Annotated in this window: 3 protein-coding genes; all 3 read right to left on the bottom strand. The window is 70.7% G+C overall.

What is annotated here, in order from left to right; genetic code table 11:
* Window positions 1-880 (bottom strand): homocysteine S-methyltransferase family protein (locus QSK52_RS38990; protein ID WP_285741026.1); only part of this gene is annotated, 880 nt, incomplete at its 3' end.
* Entirely contained in the window at window positions 880-1878 is a 999-nt protein-coding gene (locus QSK52_RS38985) for a carbohydrate kinase family protein (RefSeq protein ID WP_285741025.1), read from the bottom strand. The genes QSK52_RS38990 and QSK52_RS38985, both read right to left, overlap by 1 nt.
* A 1-nt stretch (window position 1879) precedes the next feature.
* Window positions 1880-2047: methionine adenosyltransferase domain-containing protein (locus tag QSK52_RS38980; protein ID WP_285741027.1), on the bottom strand; the 168-nt coding region annotated here is incomplete at its 5' end.

Below are 2047 nucleotides of genomic sequence, written 5' to 3'. Positions count from 1 at the left end.
CCAGGGCCAGGCCGTAGTCGCGGACGAAGGCCTCGTGGGCGTCGGCGAGTTCGGCCGGGCTGAGCGGGTAGTGCGCGCCGTCCTTGGTGAGCACCGGCAGGCCCGCGTTCGGCATGCAGGACAGGCCGACCCGGGCGTTCTTCGCCAGGTAGCGCAGGTGCTCGCTCATCTCGGCCGGGCCGGTGGCGCAGTTCATGCCGATGAAGTCGATGCCCAGCGGCTCCAGCGCGGTCAGCGCCGCGCCGATCTCCGAGCCCAGCAGCATGGTGCCGGTGGTCTCGACGGTGACCTGGGCGAAGACCGGCAGGTCCAGCCCGGCCTCGGTCAGGGCGGCCCGACAGCCCAGCACCGCGGCCTTGGTCTGCAGCAGGTCCTGGCTGGTCTCGACCAGCAGCGCGTCGACGCCGCCCGCGATCAGGCCCGCCGCGTTCTGCCGGAAGCCCTCGCGGACCACCTCGAAGGTGGTGTGACCCAGCGTCGGCAGCTTGGTGCCCGGGCCGATCGAGCCCAGCACCCAGCGGGGGCGGCCGTCCTTCGCGGTGAACTCGTCGGCCACCTCGCGGGCGATCCGGGCGCCCGCCTCGGACAGCTCGAAGATCCGCTCGGAGATGTCGTACTCGCCCAGGGCCCAGTGGTTGGCGCCGAAGGTGTTGGTCTCCACGCAGTCCACGCCGACCGCGAAGTACGCCTCGTGCACCGAGCGCACGATGTCGGGGCGGGTGACGTTCAGGACCTCGTTGCAGCCCTCCAGCTGCTGGAAGTCCTCCATCGTCGGCTCCTGCGCCTGGAGCATCGTGCCCATCGCCCCGTCGGCGACCACGACTCGGGTGGCGAGGGCCTCGCGCAGGGCGTCGGCGCGCTCCTGCTGGGCGGTGGGCATCACGCGGTGTTCCCGGAGGCCGTGATGAGCAAGCCGGCGCCCATCCGATGCGCTGCCTGGACGCCGTAAGCGCGTTCGGCCGCGGAGATCAACCGATCGTGGTCCACGGAGTAGGACTGCGGGCCGATGCCCCCCAGTGCCTCGGCGGCCAGCACACAGCCCAGCTGGGCCGCCGACTCCAGCGCAAGCCCCCTGCCCACGCCCGTGAGGAAACCCGCCCGGAACGCGTCGCCCACTCCGGTGGGATCGACGACGGTGACACTCTGGATGGCAGAGACGGACAGCGGCGCCCGGCCCCGCTGGTCGATGCGCACCCCCCGTTCGCCGAGGGTGGTGACCCATGTCCCGACGTGGTTCAGGACCTCGTCCCGGCTCCAGCCGGTGCGCTCCAGCAGCAGCGCCGCTTCGTACTCGTTGCTGAAGAGCCAACGCGCTCCCCGGATCAGGTCCCGGGTCTCGGTCGAACTCATCCGGGCGAGCTGCTGCGACGGGTCCGCAGCGAAGGGAACGCCCGCGTCACGGCAGTGCGCCGTGTGGAGGAGCATTGCTGACGGGTCGTTGGCGCAGATCAGCACCAGATCGGGCTGGCCCTTGGTGCGGGCCAGCTGACTCAGGTCGATCTCGGCGGCCTCTTGCATGGCGCCCGTGTAGAAGGCGGCGATCTGGTTGGCGTCCAGATCAGTGATGCACATGAAGCGGGCGGTCTGTTTCTCGGAACAGATCCGGACGCCACAGGTGTCGACGCCGTGGGCCGTCAGCCAAGCGTCGTACTCCGCGAAGTCATTGCCCACGGACCCGACCAGCACGGGCTCCAGGCCGAGCTGGGCCAGGCCGAAGGCGATGTTGGCGGCCACCCCGCCCCGGCGCACCTCGAGCGCGTCCACCAGGAACGAGAGGGAGACGCACGAGAGCTGATCGGCGAGCAGCTGGTCCGTGAAGCGACCCGGGAAGGTCATCAGATGGTCGGTGGCAATCGAACCTGTGACCGCGATGCGCATTTCAAGGCCCCGGTTCGATCGCCTGACCCGGGACCGCGGCCTCGACGGCCGCCTTCAGCGCCTCGACGCGGTCGGTGCGCTCCCAGGTGAAGTCCGGCAGCTCGCGGCCGAAGTGGCCGTACGCGGCGGTCTGGGCGTAGATCGGCCGCAGCAGGTCCAGGTCGCGGAT

Source organism: Kitasatospora phosalacinea, assembly GCF_030268885.1.
GTDB lineage: Bacteria > Actinomycetota > Actinomycetes > Streptomycetales > Streptomycetaceae > Kitasatospora > Kitasatospora phosalacinea_C.
The sequence above is the reverse complement of the archived record's forward strand: the minus strand, read 5'-3'. Positions and strand labels throughout refer to the sequence as shown.

Bases quoted from the DNA above. Each gene is read 5' to 3' on its own strand.
- QSK52_RS38985 (WP_285741025.1), bottom strand. From the start codon at position 1,878: ATGCGCATCGCGGTCACAGGTTCGATTGCCACCGACCATCTGATGACC.